The 15744-nt window shown below is 71.5% G+C and carries 18 protein-coding genes; 13 read left to right on the forward strand and 5 right to left on the reverse strand.

The window, feature by feature from the left end; all coding sequences use genetic code 11:
- The first annotated feature begins 24 nt into the window (after positions 1–24).
- The 5 genes from ACYVP9_RS00005 to ACYVP9_RS00025 are packed head-to-tail and all read left to right on the forward strand — an operon-like array spanning position 25 to position 5225.
- The gene (locus ACYVP9_RS00005) at positions 25–1578 is read left to right on the forward strand and encodes an ABC transporter ATP-binding protein (protein WP_460602631.1); all 1554 of its coding nucleotides are present in this window, start codon (positions 25–27) and stop codon (positions 1576–1578) included.
- On the forward strand, positions 1575–2789 hold the full coding sequence (locus tag ACYVP9_RS00010; protein WP_460602632.1) for an ABC transporter permease: 1215 nt from the start codon (positions 1575–1577) through the stop codon (positions 2787–2789). The genes ACYVP9_RS00005 and ACYVP9_RS00010 overlap by 4 nt, the downstream gene beginning before the upstream one ends.
- Complete coding sequence (locus tag ACYVP9_RS00015) at positions 2786–3700, forward strand: ABC transporter permease (protein ID WP_460602633.1); 915 nt, start codon at positions 2786–2788, stop codon at positions 3698–3700. The genes ACYVP9_RS00010 and ACYVP9_RS00015 overlap by 4 nt, the downstream gene beginning before the upstream one ends.
- A complete protein-coding gene (locus tag ACYVP9_RS00020; RefSeq protein WP_460602634.1) occupies positions 3697–3855 on the forward strand; it encodes a hypothetical protein in 159 nt (52 codons plus the stop codon). The genes ACYVP9_RS00015 and ACYVP9_RS00020 overlap by 4 nt, the downstream gene beginning before the upstream one ends.
- Complete coding sequence (locus ACYVP9_RS00025; protein ID WP_460602635.1) at positions 3852–5225, forward strand: amidase; 1374 nt, start codon at positions 3852–3854, stop codon at positions 5223–5225. Before ACYVP9_RS00020 ends, ACYVP9_RS00025 begins: the two co-directional genes overlap by 4 nt.
- Here ACYVP9_RS00025 and ACYVP9_RS00030 read toward each other — a convergent pair.
- Positions 5161–6195, reverse strand: a complete 1035-nt coding sequence (locus ACYVP9_RS00030; RefSeq protein WP_460602636.1) for an aldo-keto reductase family protein — start codon at positions 6193–6195, stop codon at positions 5161–5163. The genes ACYVP9_RS00025 and ACYVP9_RS00030 overlap by 65 nt on opposite strands.
- 136 nt (positions 6196–6331) lie before the next feature.
- Here ACYVP9_RS00030 and ACYVP9_RS00035 point away from each other — a divergent pair, with 136 nt between their 5' ends.
- From ACYVP9_RS00035 to ACYVP9_RS00060, 6 genes are all read left to right on the forward strand, one after another.
- Complete coding sequence (locus ACYVP9_RS00035; RefSeq protein WP_460604251.1) at positions 6332–6763, forward strand: VOC family protein; 432 nt, start codon at positions 6332–6334, stop codon at positions 6761–6763.
- Complete coding sequence (locus tag ACYVP9_RS00040) at positions 6760–7140, forward strand: nuclear transport factor 2 family protein (RefSeq protein ID WP_460604252.1); 381 nt, start codon at positions 6760–6762, stop codon at positions 7138–7140. Before ACYVP9_RS00035 ends, ACYVP9_RS00040 begins: the two co-directional genes overlap by 4 nt.
- Before the next feature lie 79 nt (positions 7141–7219).
- Positions 7220–8089, forward strand: a complete 870-nt coding sequence (locus tag ACYVP9_RS00045; RefSeq protein WP_460602637.1) for a fumarylacetoacetate hydrolase family protein — start codon at positions 7220–7222, stop codon at positions 8087–8089.
- 49 nt (positions 8090–8138) lie between these two features.
- A complete protein-coding gene (locus tag ACYVP9_RS00050; RefSeq protein WP_460602638.1) occupies positions 8139–9293 on the forward strand; it encodes an amidohydrolase family protein in 1155 nt (384 codons plus the stop codon).
- Between the two features lie 9 nt (positions 9294–9302).
- Positions 9303–10052 carry an HpcH/HpaI aldolase family protein gene (locus ACYVP9_RS00055; RefSeq protein WP_460602639.1) on the forward strand — a complete coding sequence of 250 codons (750 nt, stop codon included), beginning with the start codon at positions 9303–9305 and terminating at the stop codon, positions 10050–10052.
- Complete coding sequence (locus tag ACYVP9_RS00060; protein ID WP_460602640.1) at positions 10049–10411, forward strand: cupin domain-containing protein; 363 nt, start codon at positions 10049–10051, stop codon at positions 10409–10411. Before ACYVP9_RS00055 ends, ACYVP9_RS00060 begins: the two co-directional genes overlap by 4 nt.
- A gap of 163 nt (positions 10412–10574) precedes the next feature.
- Here ACYVP9_RS00060 and ACYVP9_RS00065 read toward each other — a convergent pair whose 3' ends face one another.
- The 4 genes from ACYVP9_RS00065 to ACYVP9_RS00080 form a co-directional block, all read right to left on the reverse strand.
- On the reverse strand, positions 10575–11333 hold the full coding sequence (locus tag ACYVP9_RS00065; RefSeq protein WP_460602641.1) for a vWA domain-containing protein: 759 nt from the start codon (positions 11331–11333) through the stop codon (positions 10575–10577).
- Between the two features lie 10 nt (positions 11334–11343).
- Complete coding sequence (locus ACYVP9_RS00070) at positions 11344–12111, reverse strand: DinB family protein (RefSeq protein ID WP_460602642.1); 768 nt, start codon at positions 12109–12111, stop codon at positions 11344–11346.
- A gap of 75 nt (positions 12112–12186) precedes the next feature.
- Positions 12187–12624, reverse strand: coding sequence for a VOC family protein (locus ACYVP9_RS00075; RefSeq protein ID WP_460602643.1), 438 nt, complete (start codon positions 12622–12624; stop codon positions 12187–12189).
- 174 nt (positions 12625–12798) lie between these two features.
- The gene (locus tag ACYVP9_RS00080; protein WP_460602644.1) at positions 12799–13587 is read right to left on the reverse strand and encodes an IclR family transcriptional regulator; all 789 of its coding nucleotides are present in this window, start codon (positions 13585–13587) and stop codon (positions 12799–12801) included.
- A gap of 275 nt (positions 13588–13862) precedes the next feature.
- Here ACYVP9_RS00080 and ACYVP9_RS00085 point away from each other — a divergent pair, with 275 nt between their 5' ends.
- Together ACYVP9_RS00085 and ACYVP9_RS00090 are read left to right on the forward strand one after the other, a co-directional pair.
- The gene (locus tag ACYVP9_RS00085; protein ID WP_460602645.1) at positions 13863–15209 is read left to right on the forward strand and encodes an aromatic ring-hydroxylating oxygenase subunit alpha; all 1347 of its coding nucleotides are present in this window, start codon (positions 13863–13865) and stop codon (positions 15207–15209) included.
- Positions 15206–15736 carry an aromatic-ring-hydroxylating dioxygenase subunit beta gene (locus ACYVP9_RS00090; protein WP_460602646.1) on the forward strand — a complete coding sequence of 177 codons (531 nt, stop codon included), beginning with the start codon at positions 15206–15208 and terminating at the stop codon, positions 15734–15736. Before ACYVP9_RS00085 ends, ACYVP9_RS00090 begins: the two co-directional genes overlap by 4 nt.
- Positions 15737–15744 lie beyond the last annotated feature (8 nt).

Raw genomic sequence — 15744 nt, forward strand, 5'->3', positions numbered from 1 at the left:
CACCGCAAGGAAATGAGCGCAGCCATGACCGACACCGCACGCGTTCTCGAACTGCGTGGCATCACCAAGCACTACGGTCCGGTCACGGCCTGCTCGGCCGTGGATCTCGTCGTCGACGCCGGCGAGATCCACGGCCTGCTCGGGGAGAACGGTGCCGGCAAGTCCACGCTCATGAAGGTGCTGCTCGGCCTCGTCGGACGGGACGCCGGCACGATCGCCGTCCGGGGCCGCGAGGTCGACCTCGCCGACCCGCAGGAGGCGGCCGAGCTGGGCATCGGCATGGTGCACCAGCACTTCAGCCTCATCGACGCGCTCTCGGTGTGGGAGAACGTCGCGCTCGGCGACACCGGCAAGGTCGACAAGGCCGCGGTGTGCAAGGGCGTGTCCGAGGTCGCCGCCCGCTACGGCCTGCCCATCGACCCGAATGCCCGGGTCGACCGGTTGTCGGCGGGCGAGCGCCAGCGCGTCGAACTCATCAAGTGCCTGCGCCGCGACCCGCAGATCCTCATCCTCGACGAACCCACCTCGGTGCTCACCGCGGCGGAGTCGGAGGAGCTGTTCGCGGTGCTGCGACGGGTGGTGCAGCAGGAGGGTCGCGCGGTCATCCTGATCAGCCACAAGCTCGCCGAGGTCACCGCCGCCACCGACAAGGTGACCGTGCTGCGGCAGGGCAAGGTCGCCTTCCACGCCCGGACGGCCGACACCACCTCGCAGGAGCTCGCCCGGCAGATGGTCGGCCGGGACGTCTCGCTGCGCTCCGAGGCCGCCGCGCTGGGCCTGCTGCCCGTCGAGGCGACCGTCGTGACGAAGCAGTCGGACGACACGCACGCGGCGCTGCCCCCGGTGCTCGAGCTGCGCGACATCGTCGTCGACCAGGGCGGCGTGCGGCTGCTGGACGGCTTGAACCTGCGCGTCGGCGCGGGCGAGATCGTCGCCCTGTACGGCGTCGAGGGCAACGGCCAGGCGACGCTCGGTGACGTGCTGTCCGGGCTCGTGGCGCCGACGTCGGGCTCGGTGACCGTGGCCGGCGAGACCGTCGACCCGAGCCGTCCGGGCGCGCTCGCGTCCGCCGGTCTGGGCATCGTGCCCGAGGACCGTCACCAGAGCGGCGTGGTGCTGGACATGAGCGTCGCCGAGAACCTGGCCATGAAGGCGCTGCCCGACCTCAGCGGACGCGTGTTCGTCCGCCGGCGCGCGATGTACCAGCGCGCCCGCGAACTCGCCAAGGAGTTCAACATCGTCACGCCGTCGATGGAGACGCCGGTGCGCAGCCTGTCCGGCGGCAACCAGCAGCGGCTCGTGCTCGCGCGGGAACTGTCGGGCTCGCCCAAGGTGCTCGTCGCGGCGCAACCGACGCACGGCCTCGACGTCGGGGCCATCGAGGACATGTACACGCGGTTGCGCAAGGTGGCGGCCGAGGGGGTCGGCGTCCTGCTGATCTCCACCGAGCTGGAGGAAGTCATGGCCCTCGCGTCGTGGATCGCGGTGATCTCGTCCGGACGGCTCGCGGGCACGACGAGCACAGCCGAGGCGACACCCGAGCGCCTCGGCATGCTGGTGGGAGGTGAGGCGGCATGACCGCCACCCAGGACGTCACCACGCCGCCGAAGCTCGACGACCAGGCCGCCCGCCACGACCGGGACCCCGGCCGGCGCGCGCTCGCCCGGCTGCAGGTCGGGCGCAGCGGCTGGCTCACGCTCGCGCTCACGGCCGTGCTGCTCGTGATCGCCGCCGCGCTGTCGTCCGTGCTGATCGCGTCGACCGGCGGCTCGCCCGTCGACGCGCTCGACGCGATCTGGAACGGCAGCCTCGCCAACTCCGCCGGCTGGTCGACGACGTTGCTGAACGCGGCGCCGCTGCTGCTCGTCGCGGCGGGGACGTGCGTGTGCGCGACCGCCGGCACGTTCAACATCGGGCAGGAGGGGCAGGTGCTCATCGGCGGCCTGGCCGGTGCGTGGGCGGGCCTGCGGCTCGCCCTGCCCGGACCGTGGCTCGTCGTCGTCGTGCTGCTCTTCGCCGCGGCGGGCGGCGCGCTCTGGGCGTTCCTGAGCGCGCTGGCGTACCGCTTCCGCAACGTCAACGTCGCGGTGAGCACGCTGCTGATGACCTTCGTGGCCATCCAGCTGGTCGACTACGCGGTCAGCCAGCAGTCGCTGTTGCAGGAGACCGCCCAGGGTTCGTCCGGCATCGCCAGCAACGTCAGCAATCCGTTGCCCAAGGCTGGTCAGCTCGCCACGTTCGGCCAGTACCCCGACCTGCAGCTCAACACCGGCCTGTTCATCGCCCTGCTCGGCGCGATCGGTGCGGGCGTGATCCTCACCCGCAGCCGCTGGGGTTTCCGCCTGCGCATGACCGGCCTGAACCCGCTCACGGCCAGGCATGCGGGCGTGCGGGTGGCCGCGCTGTCGGGGCTCGCGCTCGCCATCTCCGGCGCGTTCGCCGGCCTCGCCGGCGGCGTGCTGCTCACGAGCCCGATCGGCACGAACCGCATGCAGGCGGGCCTGTCCGACAACGTCGGCTGGGACGGCCTGCTCGTCGCCCTCGTCGCCCGCAACCGCCCGGTGGTGGCGATACCGGTCGCCGTCGTGTTCGGCGTGCTGCGAGCGGGCGGCGACTTCCTCTCGTCCAACGGCCTGCCGTACTTCCTCGTCGACGTCATCAAGTCGCTGCTCGTGCTCGCGTTCGTCGCCCCACCCGTGCTGGTCGGCTCGTGGCTGGCCCGGCGCGCCGGACGCGTGCCCGCCGTCGCGACCGCCGGCGTCCCCACCAGCAAGGAGGTGGCCGCATGAGCCTCGTCGACGACAGCTCGACCATCCTCGCGAGCGGCATGCGCCTGACCATCCCGCTCGCCTTCGCGGCGTGCGGCGAGTACCTCGCCGAGCGGGCGGGCACGCTCAACATCTCGATCGAGGCGATGATGCTCAGCGCCGCGTTCACGTCCGTCGCGACGGCGAGCGCCTCGGGCAGCGCGACGTTCGGCCTCGTGGCCGGCGTGGTCACCGGCCTGGTCATCGGCTTCGTGCACGGCAACCTGTCGCACCGCGCGCAGATCAACACGTTCGTCGTGGGCCTCGTGCTCAACGCGCTCGTGCTCGGCCTGACCAGCTACCTGATCACGACGAGCACGTTCACGTCGCACCAGGTGACGCAGGTGTCGATCCCCGGGTTGCGCGACATCCCGGTGGTCGGCCAGGCGTTGTTCCAGGAACGATGGCCCGCCTACCTGCTGCTCGGGTTGATACCCCTGACGTGGTGGCTCATCGCCCGCAGTCGCTGGGGACTCGAGCTGCGCGCGGTGGGCGAGAACCCGCAGGCCGCCGACGTCACCGGCATCAAGGTCAACAAGCGCCGCCGGCAGGCGCTGCTGTGGTGCGGCGCGTGCTCGGGCATGGGAGGCGCGTACCTCGCTGTGGGCGAGGTCGGCTCGTTCAACGCCAACATGACCGCCGGCCGCGGCTACATCGTCATCGCCGCCGTCATCTTCGGTTCCTGGCGCCTGGGCCGGGCGATGGTCGGCTGCCTGGTGTTCGGGCTCAGCGACGCGCTGCGGCTCGCGCTCCCGGCGATCGGCTACCAGCTGAACACGCAGCTGCTCATCGCGGCGCCCTACCTGCTCGCGCTGCTGGCCATGGTGCTGTTCACGACCTCCCAGCGAGAACCCGCGGCCCTCGCCAAACCGTTCGAGCGCGGGTCGGTGTGACCCCGGGCGAGCAGGCGCTCGCGTCCGTCGGGTTGGACATTCCGAGCGATGAACGTGACGCCCTGCTCGCCGCCCACGACACGGTGCGCGCGATGTGCGAGTCGCTGCTCGAGCTCGAGCTCGACGACGTCCCGCCGCTGACCCTGCCCGCGTGAGCCTCGAGGACCAGGTCGCCGCGCTCGCGGCGGGCCGTGTCACCTCGGTCGAGCTGGTCCGGCGCGCGCTGCAGCGGGCCGACGCGGTCGCCGACCTGCAGCTGTTCGCCCGGCGCTTCGACGACACCGCGCTCGCCGCCGCCGCGGCGCTCGACGCGCGTCGGCGCGCGGGTCACGAGGTCGGCCCGCTCGGCGGCGTCCCGCTGGCCGTCAAGGACCTGATCGCGACCGCGGACGGACCGACCGCGGCGGGCAGTCGCGCCTGCACCTGGACCCACCGCGGCGACGCCGGTGCCGTGGCCCGGTTGCGGGCCGCCGGCGCGATCGTGCTCGGCAAGACGGCGACGTCCGAGTACGGCATGGGTCCGGCCGACCCCGTCCGCGACCCCGACCTGCCGGCGCCGCGCAACCCGGCCGACCCGAGCCGGTGGACGGGCGGTTCCAGCGGCGGCTCCGCCGGCGCGGTCGCCGCGGGCGTCGTCGCGGCAACCCTGGGCACCGACTCGGGCGGCAGCATCCGCATGCCTGCGGCGTTCTGCGGCGTGGTGGGGCTGAAACCGACGTACGGGCTCGTGCCGGTCGACGGCGTGGTCCCGATGGGGTGGAGCACCGACCACGTCGGCCCGCTCGCGGCCACGGCCGCCGACTGCGCGCTGCTACTGGCCGCGCTGACCGGGCGCGACGACCGGACGTCCGTCCCGCTCGACGGCCTGCAGATCGCGGTGGACCCGCTGGCGGACGGGCCCGCCGCACCGCGCCACCCGGACCAGCCCGGGGCGTTCGCCCGCGCGGTCGGAGCCCTCGGGGCGGCCGGCGCGCGGGTGCGGCGGACGACGCTGCCGTGGTACGCCGAGATGCAGGCGGCGTCGATCGTCACGACGCTGTCCGAGGCCTTCGCGTACCACCGCGACGGCCTCGTCCGAAGGTGGCACGACTACCTGCCGGCGAGCCGCGGCACGTTCACGCTGGGCGCCTTCGTCGGCGCCGCCGACTACGTGCAGGCGCAGCGGCTGCGGCGCGCGGCACGCGACGCCGTCGACGACCTGCTCGCCACGGTCGACGTGCTCGTCACGCCGACGGCGTCGATCGCCGCGCCGTCCTACGACCGCCTCGACGACTTCTTCCCCAGCGGCGAGTTCTTCGCCGTCCACGCGACGTACTGGAACCTCACCGGCCACCCGGCGGTGTCCGTGCCGATCGGCACGACGGCGGACGGGCTGCCGCTCGCGCTGCAGCTCGTCGGCCGCCGCGGGGAGGACCAGCGGTTGCTGGCGGCAGCGTCCGCCGTCGAGGCGGCGTTCGAGCTCAGCGGCGTCGCAGCGAGGCGTCCAGCAGCTCCGGCGGGTCCCAGCCGACGTCCCGCGGGTTGAGCACCGACCCGGGCCGCACGATCGCGTCGATGCGGTCGAGCGCCTCGGACGAGAGCGGGGCGTCCGTGGCGCCGAGCTGACCCTCCAGCTGCGCCGGCGTGCGCGGGCCCATGATCGCGGACGTCACCGCCGGGTGGGCGAGCACGAAGCGCAGCGCGAGCTCGATGAGCGTGCAGCCCTCGTCGTGCGCGACCTCGGTCAGGGACTCGACGGCGTCGAGCTTGCGTTCGCGGACGGCCGCGTCGGCGAAGTCGAAGTGGTCGGGGTTCGTCGAGGCGCGCGAGTCGCCGGCCGGGTCGCTGCCCTTGCGGTACTTGCCGCTCAGCCAGCCGCCGTTGAGCGGGCTCCACACCATGACCCCGAGCCCGTGACGCTGCGCGGTCGGCAGCACGGCAGCCTCCGCGTGGCGAGCCAGCGCCGAGTACGACAGCTGCTCGACGGTGAAGCGTTCGCGGCCGCGCTCGCGCGCGGTCCACTGCGCCTCGACGATCTGCTCGGCCGGGAAGCTGGACGTGCCGATCGCGCGGACCTTGCCGGAGCGGACGAGGTCGGTGAGCGCGCCGAGGGTCTCGTCGATGTCGGTGTCTGCGTCCGGGCGGTGGACGAGGTACACGTCGAGGTGGTCGGTGCCGAGGCGGCGCAGGCTGTCCTCGACGGCGCGGGTGATCCACAGCCGGCTGTTGCCGCGGCGGTTGCGGTCGAGTTCCTCGCCCGGCATCGGGTTGTGGAATTTAGACACGAGCACCACGTCGTCGCGGCGGCCCTTCAGGGCGCGGCCGAGGATCTCCTCCGACTCGCCGAACGCGTAGATGTCCGCCACGTCGACGAAGTTCACGCCCGCGTCGAGGGCGGTGTGCACCATGCGGTGGCACTCGGACTCGTCGGTGTTGCCCCACGCGCCGAACATCATCGCCCCGAGGCACAGCTCGCTGACCTCGATGCCCGTACGGCCCAGCTTCCGGTATCGCATGGCGCCGAGCCTGGCACGGACGCGCGCGCGACGGCATGTGCCCGCGGCACATCGACGGGCGCGCGCGCCGGCGCATACCCTTCGGGCCACACTGCACCCGTCCGTCCTGGAGGACCCCGTGACCGGCCTGACCTCGATGCGCTGGACCCACATCGCGCTGCCCGTCGGCGACCTCGACAAGTCGATCGAGTTCTACACGAAGCTGACACCGCTCGTCGTGGTCGAGCGCTTCCAGGACGCCGACGGCGAGAGCGCGTGGCTGTCGAACGACAAGCAGATCGAGACGCCGTTCGTGCTCGTGCTCGTGTCGTTCAACAAGGACAAGGGCGGGCAGCTGGGCCTGCTCAAGCCGTTCGCGCACCTGGGCGTCGAGGTCCCGGAGCGCAAGGACGTCGACGACATCGCCGCCACCGCGAAGGAGCTGGGCTGCCTGCACTGGGAGCCGCAGTACGTGAACGAGGTCGTCGGCTACGTCTGCGCCCTCACCGACCCGGACGGCAACGTCGTCGAGATCTCGCACGATCAGCGCGTCTTCTCGACCGTCCGGAAGCTCTGGGGCTCCGACTGACCACCCGCGCGGCGGTCGAGCGCTACCTGGCCGCCCTCAACGCACACGACGCCGACGCGGTCGCGGCGAGCGTCGCCGTCGACTTCGTCAACGAGCACACGTCGGTGGGCGCGCGCAGCCGGCACGGCCGCGACGAGTACCGCACCGCGCTCGACGGTTTCCTCGCCGAGTTCGGCGAGCTGCGCTACGAGCCCGAGCAGGTGCTCGTCGACGGCGACCGCGCCGCCGTGCCCTACCGGATGAGCTTCGTGCTGCGCTCGGCCGGCGACCGTCCGGTGTCCGTCCGCGGTGTCTTCGTGTTCCGCGTCGCGGACGGTCTGATCGCGCACCGGACCGACTACTGGGACAGCGGCGAGGTCCAGCGCCAGCTGGCGTGAGATTGATCGCGTGATGCTGTCACGCATGCTGAAACGTATTGCTTGACACGACGTCGTCTCGCATTGAAAGATGCTCGGCGTGCAGGTGGCCCTGTCCGAGCGTGGTCTCGGATGCGTCGAGGGGGACGAGTTCGTCCTGCTGGACACCGCCTGCGACGACCTCGGTGACCTGATCGCCGAGCACGGCTCGCTGAAGGTGCTCGAGGGTTGCCGGGTCGTCTCGCGCCGACCCCTCGCCGGCACCCACCTGCTGCCGCCGCTGCGCCGGCCCCGCGCGGTGTGGGGTGTCGGTCTCAACTACCGGTCCAAGGCCGCCGGCACCGGACGGGCGCTGCCCGAACAGCCCATCCTCTTCCTCGCCGCCGCCACGTCGGTCGGCGCGCCCGGCGCGGTCGTCGAGATCCCCGAGCTGGTGGCCGAACCCGACTACGAGGCCGAGATCGCGATCGTCGTCGGACGTCACCTGTGCCGGGCGACGCCCGCCGAGGTGTGGCCGTCGGTCGCCGCGATCACGTCCGCCAACGACATGACGGCCCGCGACGTCATGCGGGCCACGGGCACCCCCGCCCTCGCGAAGAGCTTCGCCGGGTTCACCCCGCTCGGACCGTCACTGTGCACCCCGGACGCGCTGCGCGATCGCGCCGACATCCGGGTGCGCGCCAGCGTCAACGGCGAGCTGCGGCAGGACGACACGAGCGCCGGAATGATCTTCCCCGTCGACGAGCTGCTGAGCCGGCTGTCGTACTACGCCACCCTCGAGCCGGGCGACGTCGTGCTCACCGGGACGCCCACCGGCACCGGTCAGGACCTCGGCCGCTTCCTCGCCGACGGCGACGAGGTGTGCGTCGAGATCGAGGGCGTGCTGCCGCTCGTCACCCGCGTCGCGCGTCCCTCCGCCGTCGCTTCCGCTGTTCCCGTGGCCGGCGCCGTCGCCGGCCCCGCCCGCTGACCGACCCCACCCCGACGCGTACGTCGCCGTCGCAGAACGAGGAGACTCGATGTCCGAGCCCACCCCCACGAGCTACGACCTCGTCATCACCGGCGGCACCGTGCTCGACCCGGCCTCCGGCACGAACGCCGTCCTCGACGTCGCCGTCGAGAAGGGCCGCATCGCGGCAATCGGCGCCGGCCTCGGCACCCACGCCGTCCGCACCGTCGACGCGACCGGCAAGACCGTGCTGCCGGGCCTCGTCGAGGGCCACACCCACATCTTCCAGTACGTCTCGAAGGTCGGTGCCCCGGCGGACGAGGCGCACCTGCGCCGCGGCGTCGTCGCGGCCAACGACGCCGGCACCGCGGGCGCCTCGACGTTCGCCGCCTTCCGCAAGCTCGTCGTCGAGGGCAACGACCTGCGCGTGACGAACTTCCTCAACGTGTCGGTGCTCGGCCTGATCGACTTCCGCTTCGGAGAGCTGCTCAACCCCGACACCCTCGTCGTCGACGACGCGCTGCAGACCGCGGCCGAGAACCCGGACGTCGTCCGCGGTTTCAAAATCCGCCTCTCCGAGGACGTCGTCGGCGAGCAGTGGGAGTCGCTGCTGAAGAAGTCGATCGCCCTCGCCGAGCAGGCGCGGCTGCCGCTGATGCTGCACATCGGCGAGACGGCCGAGCCGCTGCCGATCGTGCTCGACTACCTGCGCCCCGGCGACATCGTCGCCCACTGCTACACCGGCAAGCCGCACGGCATCCTCGACGGCGACCTCGTGCAGCCCGCCGTCACCGCCGCCCGCGAGCGGGGCGTGCTGTTCGACTCGGCCCACGGCAAGAGCAACCTCAGCTTCGAGGTCGCGAAGCGCGCCATCGCCGACGGCTTCCTGCCGGACATCCTCGGGTCCGACACCAGCGCCCGCAACTGGCGCGGTCCGGTCTTCGACCTGCTGACCAGCATCTCGAAGCTGGTCGCCCTCGGCGCCCCGCTGGACGAGTGCGTGCGCCGCGCGACCGTCATGCCCGCCGCGCTGCTCGGCCTCGACGCCGAGGGTTACGGCAAGCTCGAGGTCGGCGGACGGGCCGACGTCACCGTCGTCTCGTGGACCGACGAGGTCACGCTTCCCGACGCGGCCGGCAACACCATCCAGGCGCCGCGTCTCGAGCCCGACTTCGTGCTGCACGGCGGCGTCGAGGTCGAGACCACGCCCTGGCGCGGTCTCTAGGCTCTGCCCGTGCACGAACTGCGACGCCGGTTCCGGTCCCGTCTCGCCGAGGGGCGGGTCGTCGGCACGTTCGTGAAGCTGTCCGAGCCGGACGTGATCGACCTGGTCGCGGCCGCCGGGTTCGACTTCGCGGTCGTCGACCTCGAGCACTCGACCCTGTCGCCGACGGACGCCGTACGTCTCGTCGGGCACGCGCAGGCGATCGGCCTGCCCGCGCTCGTGCGCGTGCCGGACGTCGACGCGCCACTGGTCAACCGGCTGCTCGAGGCCGGGGCGGTGGGCGTGCAGCTGTCGATGCTCGCCCGTCAGGGGCAGGCCGACGCGCTGGTGGCGGCGGCCCGCTTCGCCCCCGCCGGGCGCCGGTCGATCAGCCTGGCCAACCGGGCCGCGGGCTACGGCTCGGTGACGCTCGCGTCGTTCCTCGACGCCGAGGCGGACGCTCCGCCGCTTCTCGTCGGGCAGATCGAGTCGGCGGCCACCGACCCGCTGCCCGCCCTCGTCGCCGCGTTCGACGTCTGCTTCGTCGGCACCACCGACCTCACCGTCGATCTGGGCCCGGGCGCGGACGTCGCCGCCGCGGTGGCGGACGTCGCCGTGGGTGCCGCCGAGGCCGGGGTCGTCTTCGGCGGCTGGGCACCGACGCGCGCCGCTGCCCCGTCGCTCGGGCTCGCCGACGCCCGGTACCTGATCGTCGGTTCGGATCTGCAACTGCTCGCCGCCGGCCTGCGCGGCGCCGCCCGTCCCGAGGGGGAGTCATGACCCGCAACGAGAGCCTGTTCGCCCAGGTCGTCAACTGGGACGAGCTGCCCGTCACCCAGGTGCGACCCGGCGTGAAGCGCCGCGTCTACTCCACCGACGAGGTGATGATCGCCTACCACGAGCTCGAGGTGGGCATGACGCTGAACCCGCACAGCCACGACGACTTCGACCAGCTCGTGCACATTGCGCAAGGCCGCGCGAACTACTACGTCGACGGCGTGCCCCACGACATGCGGGCGGGGTCGTTCATGCTGGTTCCTCGCGGCCACGAGCACTACGTCGAGCCCACCGAGGGTCCGTGCGTGAACATCGACTACTTCGTGCCGCCGCGCGCGGATCTGATGCCGCCGCTGCCGTAACCCGTCCCGGGCGCGATCTTCATGGCCCGGCGTCTGTATAGCGCCTCAAGGCCATGACGAAGCGGCGCACCTGGCCCTGCGCACGTGGATCTTGATGCCTCGGCGTCGGTATGGGGACGCGGAGCCCTCACGACTCGGCATCGGCGTCCGGCGCATCTCCCGCTCAGACGCGCGTGATGCCCTTCGCGCGTGCCTCGGGCAGCCACTGGGTGAAGAACTCGGTGATGACGGCGTCGAAGAACGCGCTGTCGGAGAGGTCCTGGGTCTGCTCCCACTCGACGACGCCGACGTTGTCGAGGACGCGACCTTCCATGGTGTCGAGGTTGCGCACGTAGTCGGCCTTGTGGCCGAGGGCGATGAACTGCCAGAACACCGGACGGTCCGCACACTCCTTGATGAGCTGCACCGTCTGCTTGCGGTCGTTCGGCGCGCCGTCGGTGACGAACAGGACGAGCTTCGGCGGCAGGTCGGCCTCGGCCGGCTGCTCCTGCTTGCGGCCGAACAACCGGTCGCGCAGCGAGCGCTTGCGCGGCGGTGCGTCGAGCACCGCCCGCATCGCGGGCACGAAGTTCGTCCCGCCGGTCTTGTTCTTCTTCGTCCACTCGTCGACGAAGCCGCGGTAGTTGTCGCGCGTGATCATCACGGGGTCGAAGACGAAGTCCTGGAAGAAGCGGACGGGCACCACGCCGTCGTCGTCGAGCCCCGACAGCGCGAGCGCCAGTGCGCGTTCGACGACGACCTGCACCTCGCTGGGCTCGCCGCCCTGCGGCCGCAACCGCTTCTTCATGCTGCCGGAGTAGTCGACGACCAGCTCGACCTGGGCGGTGAGTTCGCCCAGGTCGATGCCCTTGCTCTGCTGCGTCTTGAGCAGGTTGACGAGCGAGCCGTGGGCGTCCTCGGTGCGCTTCTCGAGCGAGATCATGACCGCGAACCTACGCGGGCCGTGGTCTCGTGCTCGACGCTCCCGCCGCCGACAGGATCTCCAGGTCGCGTCGCACGTAGCGCAGGTGCGCCCACTCCTCCTCGAGGATCACGCGGACGCAGTCACCCACGCTGGGATGCCACTCGCCGCCGCCCCACGGGTTGTCGCGCTCCTCGGCGAGCAGTTCCGGCGTGACCGACGCCAGGAAGTCGGTGACCTGCTGCTGCCGCTCGGCGCGGACGGCGAGGACCTCGTCCCACGTCGGCGTGTCCGTCCGGAACATCGACACGTCGAAACCCATCTCCGCGGCGCCCGTGAAGATGAGGCCGATGCCGTGGAACGGCTGGGGCATGCGGTGGATGCCCCGACCCAGCCAGGCATCCGTCGCGAGGACGAGGTGCCGCAGTGTCTGGGTGAGCGACCACTCGTCCTCGACGTGGGCGTCGCGCAGCTGCGGCGGCGTGCTCGCCACGGTCATCGCCCAGGCCTCCTGCACGGCGGCCCATCCGGCGCGCAGGCCGTCCGGCGTCTGCGACCTCTGCAGCTCCCGCCCCGGGAAGCGCCGGTCGAGCTCGGCGTCGACGAGCGGCACCACGTCGACTCCGTTGACGAACAGGCTGCCGAAGAACAGGTCGTGGCTGTCGATGTCGAGACCACTGACGTCGACGCCGCGCATCGTCACGTCGCTGAGGTCGCACGACCGGAACGTCGCGCCGCCGAACCTCGCCCGGTAGAAGGTCGCTGTCTCGAATTCGCTCGTGCGCTCGTAGGTCGCCATCGCCCGAGTATCGACGAACGGTGCGACATCGAAAGTTGCGAGAAACGCAACGGTTTCCAGCGTTCGGCTGCTCCGTCAGCCGCTGCGCAGCGATTCGGCGAGCATGATGAGGATGTCGCTGGGGCCACGAAGATAGGTGAGCTTGTAGACGTCGCCGTAGGTCGCCACACCTCGGAGCGGGTAGCAGCCGTGCCTGGCCGCGATCGCGAGGGACTCGTCGATGTCGTCGACGGAGAACGCGATGCGGTGCATCCCGATCTCGTTGGGCCGTGTCGGTTCTGTCTCGATGGCGTCGGGATGGATGTACTCGAACAGCTCTACTTGGCCCTGACCGTCGGGAGTCTGAAGTACGGCGATCTTGGCGTGGTTGCCGTCGAGGCCGACCGCGGTGTCGGCCCACTCACCGCTGACCTCGTCGCGGCCGAGGACCGTGAGGCCGAGGTCGGTGAAGAACGCGATGGTCTCGTCCAGGTCGCGGACGGCGATGGCGACGTTCTCGAGCTTGATCGGCATGGTTCCTCGCTCTCGAGACAGAGGGCTTCGCCCCCGGCATGGTCGCGCGCCGGCACATGCGCACGACGACTGCAGGAACGGTCATCGTCGCACTGGAGTGTGCGACGGGCTATCGGCGAACGAAACGCTGCTGTCTCCTGAGCGCCCCGAGGCTCGCGACAACCGGGTCCCCGGTCAACCGGTCGCGGCCCCGGCCCCGCCGGCGTTGCCCAGCCGCTGCGACAGCGCGTTCGCGCACTCCCACAGCGCCTTCGCCATCGGCGAGTTCACGTCGTCCGGGATGGACACGGCGGTGCCGACGACCGCCATGGCACCGCTGATCTTCTCGCCCTCGAACACGGGTGCGGCGATCGTGCGCACCCCGTTGACGTCGGGGGAGTTGACCGACAGCCCGTGGGTGCGGATCTCCTCGAGCTCCTTGACGAGCTCGGGCGAGCGGCGCGTGACCTTGCGCAGCGAGGGCACGTCCTCCTCGGGCAGGTAGGCGCAGAAGACCCGCCCCTGCGCCGACGCGGTGAGGTCCAGGCGCGAACCCGGGCGCACCGAGATGCGGATGATGTGGTCGGTGTTGTCGACCGAGCGGACGACGGTGGCCGTCTCGCCGTCCCACACGCTGAGCACGATCGTCTCGTTGATCTGCTGCGCGAGCTCCTCCATGTAGGGCTCGGCGGCGGCCACGATGGGCAGGCCGGCGCGCGCGGTCGCGGCCAGCGTCAGTACCTGCGGCCCGAGCGAGTACAGCGCCGTCCGCTCGTCGTAGCGCAGCAGGTTGGCCGCGCGCAGCGCCTTCGTGTAGCGGTGCGCGGTCGCCTTGCTGGCGCCGAGCCGGGCGGTGATCTCGTTGAGGCTCAACTGCGGCTTGCCGACCGTGAACGAGCCCAGGATCAGCGCGGCGCGCTGCACGGTCTGGATCGTCGGTGCCGTCGTGTCCGGCCCTTCGGCGGACGCGGTGCTGGGTGCCATCGAACCTCACAGCTCAATCTCGGGAGACGCCGCGCATCCCTCCTGCGCGACGACGTAACGATAGGTGACCGGACGCCGCGCGAATACGTGCCGAGGCAACCAAAAATCCGGCCGGACGTCCCGTCCGCCCGCACCCGACACGCCGCGGGACGTCCCGCCGTGGCACCCTTGACACCCCTGTCCGCCCTGGGGGAACCTGTACCGACATGCGAGATGGCGTCACGCCAGGCGTGGCGCCGGACGCGTCGGAACTTGTGAGAGGGCAGATGTCCGTCATGGCGGAGCGCACGCCGTCGGGACCACTGATCGTCGAGGACTGGGAGCAGCACACCTTCCGGGTCAACCGGGAGGCGTACCGCAGTCCGGACCTGTTCCGCCAGGAGCAGGACGAGATCTGGCTGCACACCTGGCTCTACCTCGGCCACGAGACCGAGATCCCGCAGCCGAACGACTACCTGGTGCGCACGATCGCCGGCCGTCCGCTGATCTTCACGCGCGACGCCGAGGGCGAGCTGCACGCGTTCCTCAACTCGTGTCCGCACCGCGGCACCGTGCTGTGCCGCGACACCCGCGGCAACACGAAGAACTTCCAGTGCTTCTACCACGCCTGGACGTTCCGCACCGACGGTTCGGTCTCGTCCATCCCCGACGCCGACGCGTACGAGTCCAGCGAGCAGTTCCGCGCGCTGATGGCGCTGCGCAGCGTCGCGCGGCTCGACGTGCACGAGGGTTACGTCTTCGTCAGCTTCGACCCGGACGTGCCCCCGCTGCTCGAGCACCTGGGCGACGCCGCCGACTACATGACGATGATCGAGCAGCAGCACGTCGGCGGCATGACCACGCTGCCCGGCGCGCAGCTGTACAGCGTGCGCGGCAACTGGAAGCTCGCCGTCGAGAACGCGATGGACGGCTACCACTTCTCGCCCACGCACAACACGTTCGTCGGCTATCTGCGCGAGAGCGGGTTCGCCGTCACCGACGACGACCAGTACGCCTACAACCTCGGCAACGGCCACGGCCTGCTCGTGCTCACCGGCCACGGCGGCCGCATCAGCATGATCTGGGAACCCCGCTTCGGCGAGGACGAGCGCGTCCGCACCGAGGCGCACCGCGCCGAGATGGCCGAGCGGCTCGGCGAGCAGCGCGCGCACCACGTGGCCGACGAGAGCCACATCCTGTTCGTCTTCCCGAACCTGCTGCTGTTCGACATCGAGGGGCTGTCCATCAGGCAGCTCGAGCCCGTCGCCGCGGACGAGACGTCGGTGCGGGCCTGGCAGCTCGTGCCGCGCCACGAGGAACCGGCCGCCCGCGCGCTGCGCATGAAGACGGTCGTCAGCTTCGTCGGCCCGGGCGGGCTCGCGACCCCGGACGACATCGAGGCGTACGAGGCCGTCCAGCGCGGCATCATGGCCACTGCCGGCGCGCAGCCGCCGGAGCTGGACTTCAGCGACATGTCCCGTGGCATGGTCGACGAGGTCAAAGGCGTGCAGGGCCGCTCGATCGACGAGGGCGCGATGCGCGGCTTCTGGCGGCACTGGATCAAGGCCGTCGGGCACGAGGACGCGCTCGCGGTGACCGGCGACCGTCCGGAGAAGTTCCTCGAGGGGCGGGACGTCCGATGACCGCGGTGAGCTCCGAGCGCGGCGGCGTCGACGTGGCCGGGCGGACGGTCACCCGCGGCGAGGTCGAGGACTTCCTCTACGCCGAGGCCGACGTCCTCGACGCCTGGGACTACGACGGCTGGTTCGCGCTGTTCGCCGAGGGCGCGCGCTACGAGATCCCCACCACCGACTACGTGCCGGGCTGGTCACCGCACGAGACCGGCTCGTTCGTCGACGACGACTGGGACCTGCTCAAGGCCCGCGTGAAGCGGCTGAAGTCGCGCAAGGCGCACGCCGAGAACCCGCACTCGCGCACGCACCGGCTGGTGTCGAACGTCCGCGTCTTCCAGACCGACGAGCCGGACGAGGTGCGCGTCAGCGCGTCCTTCGTCGTCCACCGCGCGCGTGACGGCCACTTCGACACCTACGTCGGCCGCTACGACCACCGCCTCGCGGTGACCGGGGACGGCCTGCGGTTCCGCCTGCGCCGTTCGGTCCTGGGCCACGAGGCGCTGGTCGCCGGCGCCCGGCTGAGCTTCATCCTCTAGGGGGTTCA

Source organism: Jatrophihabitans fulvus (genome assembly GCF_054781375.1).